Source organism: Nodularia sp. UHCC 0506 (genome assembly GCF_034931045.1).
Taxonomy (GTDB): domain Bacteria; phylum Cyanobacteriota; class Cyanobacteriia; order Cyanobacteriales; family Nostocaceae; genus Nodularia.
The window spans coordinates 23289-26090 of record NZ_JAYGHH010000054.1; the positions used below are offsets into that span (position 1 = coordinate 23289).

Here is a 2802-nt window from a genome sequence, read left to right on the forward strand (position 1 = left end):
CTCTAATATCAAATAGAGGTTTACTCCAATCATTTTCCCAATACTTGATATTATTTATGGTTCCTAATAGGGACATTAATATACTAAGCTGCTTTCTGGTTTCTTTACTTCTTAAAAATTCGGGGATACCATTTTCAAAAAATTCATTATCGCCTTTTTTGATAAAAGGAGGAACATCCTCTTCTTGATTTTGTATGGTATTATGGTTACGTTGTCTCAAAGGTATCCATAAAATAAACCATTTTTCTTGATAATCTTTTTTATTTAATATTATTTTTAAATATGATTTGATTAAATCTCTGTCTTTCTCAATGAAATAATCCCAACCTTCATGATATTCATCTTTATTTTGTGCGCCCGCCCAAGGATTAAAAATATCCCAAGTACGATATTTTGAATTTTGAATATCTGGTGCAATATAAAAGAAAGCTTCACATAAATGAAAAACACTTTTTAGACCTAGCCCAAATTTGCCAATAGAGTCTTGCTCATTGGGTTTACTACTACCTCCCAAAATGTATCTAATTGCTTTTGCATTGTATTCTGTAAATTCTCCATTATCCAGCATGAAAAGAGCAGGAGATTTTAATAATGGGTGTGTAGCATTTGGAATACCTTGCATCCAGCCATAGTCTAAACAACTAGCTTTAGCATCTTCCGCATTTTGTACTAATTCCTTGAGAATAGGAAACCCAGGTAAATAACTATTTAAAAGGTTGTAGCTCAGAAATTCAATATCTCCAAGGGGATGATGTTCAGCCATTGTTTAGTCCTAAAAATAATCTTGAGATTTTAAATAATATTTATATATATAACACTGTAAAATCAAAAAATCATCTAATTATAATTTTTATAATTTTTTGTAACATTATTTATTATTTTCTTACAGATATTTATTATTAATAATAAGGTTTGCTGAGTTTATTCAATATCACTCCCCCAATGGGGGATTTTTTAGGGCAATGTTCAAAAAACACCGCAATGAACACGCCCAATTATAATGCCTTGCTGCAAAGCCTTTGGACACCACCTAACACACCCATTACAGAAAATTCCCACTCAAATCACCATCTGACTGAACCAACAGATATCACCGAATTTCTAGGTGAAGAATTACTCTGGCAACAAACAATTCCCGCCACAGAACCTGATCTCAAAAATATCCCTCAAGACCTACCAAAGCAATTAATTACAGCCCTGCAATCATTAGGAATTAACCAACTCTACTCTCACCAACTAAAAACTTTACGCGCCATTAGACAAGGTAAAAGTTTAATCCTCACCTCTCCCACAGCCAGTGGTAAAACCCTCAGCACATACCCCGCCATTATCGAAGGTTGCATCAATCAAGAACACCGAGCCTTAGCATTTTATGGACTGCGAGCCTTAGCACTAGACCAATGCCATAAAATCTCGCAACTACTCTCCAGCATACCCACAAAATCTCGACCTGTCATGGCAATGCTCACCGGAGATGTCAAATCAGAAAAACGACAACAAATCCTCAAAAGCGAACCGCATATATTAGGTGTAACTCCCGAATTAATCCACTTTCAACTCAAGCAAACCTGGAAATCTGCACCTTGGGCAAACTTTTATCAGCGACTGCGCTATATATTGATTGACGAAGCCCATACCCTTGCCGGCAGCTATGGCGCAAATATGACATGGCTAATGCGGCGCATCAAACTAGCCGTAGACCATTACGGTGGTGACTCCCAGAAACTGCAATTTATTTTCCTCAGCGCCACTTGTGGTAATCCTAAACAACTAGCACTGAAAATCTCTGGCTTAAAACCCACTAAACTCAACCCCAAACCCCTGATTTGGATTCGCAAAAGTGGAGCCGCTGCACCACCCAGACAAGTAATTGTCACTCAACCTAGTTATAATTTAACAGCCGACACTGCGGGAATCATTCAATTTTTACACCATCAAGGTAAGTCAGGTATCGCCTTTTGTAACTCTCGCCGCAGTGTCCGGGAAGTCACAGAACTGTTAAAATCCCACCAAGTAGCCGCATTTTACAGTGGCATCACCTCTGAGCGTCGGGCAGAAGTAGTTAACCAACTCCAGTCAGGTATAATCAAATGGATTATCGCCACAGAAGCATTAGAAGCGGGAATTGACTTACCAGAACTAGAATGTTGTGTATTACGGGGCTGGCCAGGCTCCAAAATGGCCTATCAGCAACGCAGTGGTCGAGCCGGACGTTCTCAGCCTGGAATCACCCTGCTGCTTCCCAACGCCCTCAATCCCATTGACTGTTACGTAGCAGAACATCCAGAAATGCTGGTATCTGGAGAAGTGGAAGAAGTATTCTTTAATGACCAATATCCCATCTTTGCCGCCAAGCATTTGATGTGTGCAGCCGCAGAAACAGGCATCCCCACCCACAAAATCAAACACTATTTTGGCACAACCGCTTTCGATATCGCAAAACTTTTGTTAGCCCAAGGACATCTGCATAAAGGTCGCAATGGCTTGTGGGCTAAAGGATATCCCCATAAAGATGTGAACTTTCGGGGTGGTTTATCTCAAACTACCATCAAATTAGTAGATGCCACATCTGGGGAAGAACTAGAAGAAATCTCCGCAGACATTGCTCACCGTGAAGTTCATCCCCAAGCCATCTACAAACGACAAGATGCTCATGGACAAATGCTGACTTATCAGTGCATTTCCCTCGACCTCAACAGTAAACGAGCCATATTAAAACAGACAGCAGATAGCCAACTTTTTACGGTTGCAGGTACAGAATCACAAACCAGTAGCCTGACGGTGCTAACTGACCCAGTAAAA

At 39.9% G+C, this 2802-nt stretch carries 2 protein-coding genes; one reads left to right on the forward strand and one right to left on the reverse strand.

The window, feature by feature from the left end:
- The coding region (locus VB654_RS21685) for a sacsin N-terminal ATP-binding-like domain-containing protein (RefSeq protein WP_416235702.1) at positions 1 to 763 on the reverse strand (763 nt) is incomplete at its 3' end.
- 218 nt (positions 764 to 981) lie between these two features.
- Between VB654_RS21685 and VB654_RS21690 the strand changes: the two genes are divergently transcribed.
- Positions 982 to 2802, forward strand: a 1821-nt coding sequence (locus VB654_RS21690; RefSeq protein ID WP_323215869.1) for a DEAD/DEAH box helicase, incomplete at its 3' end; no start/stop codon positions are given.